Annotated in this window: 1 protein-coding gene; it reads right to left on the reverse strand. The window is 68.6% G+C overall.

The window, feature by feature from the left end; all coding sequences use genetic code 11:
- Positions 1 to 699 (reverse strand): condensation domain-containing protein (locus FF041_RS24650; RefSeq protein ID WP_323392605.1); only part of this gene is annotated, 699 nt, incomplete at its 3' end.
- Between the last annotated feature and the right edge of the window lie 131 nt (positions 700 to 830).

Raw genomic sequence — 830 nt, forward strand, 5'->3', positions numbered from 1 at the left:
TCCCTCCAGCATCCGCAGCCAGGCCCGGCCCAGCTCTTCCACATCACCTTCGCCGAAGAGCCGACCAGGCCAGCTCAGCCTGATCTCCAGCTCAGGCCCATCAGGGGTGTCTCGAACGGTTACGTTCACCTCAAGGGCATGCGGCAGAGGTATGTCCGGATCGACCGCGCCGCCGATCACGGTCTCACCCGCCAGCTCCCAGGGCCGGGCGGAGCCCTCGCTGGAGCCGGCAGTGAAGCGGCCGAGGTAGTTGAAACCGATCTGTGCCGCCGGTGCGGCCTCCAGCACAGGACCGGTCTCAGGATTGAGATACCGCAGCAGCTCATACCCGAGCCCGTCGCCGGGAACCGCCCGCACCTGCTCCTTGACGGCCTTCACCAGCCGGCCAGCCGCCGCTCCTCCCGTCCACACCTGGTCGAGATCGATCCCGGTCACATCCAGGCGTACGGGGTGGCTGCTGGTGAACCAACCGACCGTGCGGGACAGATCCACATCGCCCAACGCCCCACGCCCATGGCCCTCGACATCCACCAGGATCCCGGTCCTCTGATGGGAGGACGCCACCGCACCGGCCAGGGTGGCGAGCAGGAGTTCATGCACTCCACAGTGGAACAGGGCGGGTGTCCGACCCACCAGCACCGCAGCCAGCCCGGACGGCACCACCCAGGAACGATTCCGCAGCGTACGAACCGTGTCCACGTCACGGTCCAGAGCCCGCCGCCCCAGCAACGGCTCCACCCCGCCCAACAAACCCACCCACTCCGGCAGCTCCGCCACCCGGCCCTCGGTCACCGCCTCACCGGCCAACACCCCAGACCAGCGACGGAACG

Origin of the sequence: Streptomyces jumonjinensis (assembly GCF_009600885.1) — a bacterium.
In the GTDB taxonomy this organism is placed as follows: Bacteria; Actinomycetota; Actinomycetes; order Streptomycetales; family Streptomycetaceae; genus Streptomyces; species Streptomyces jumonjinensis.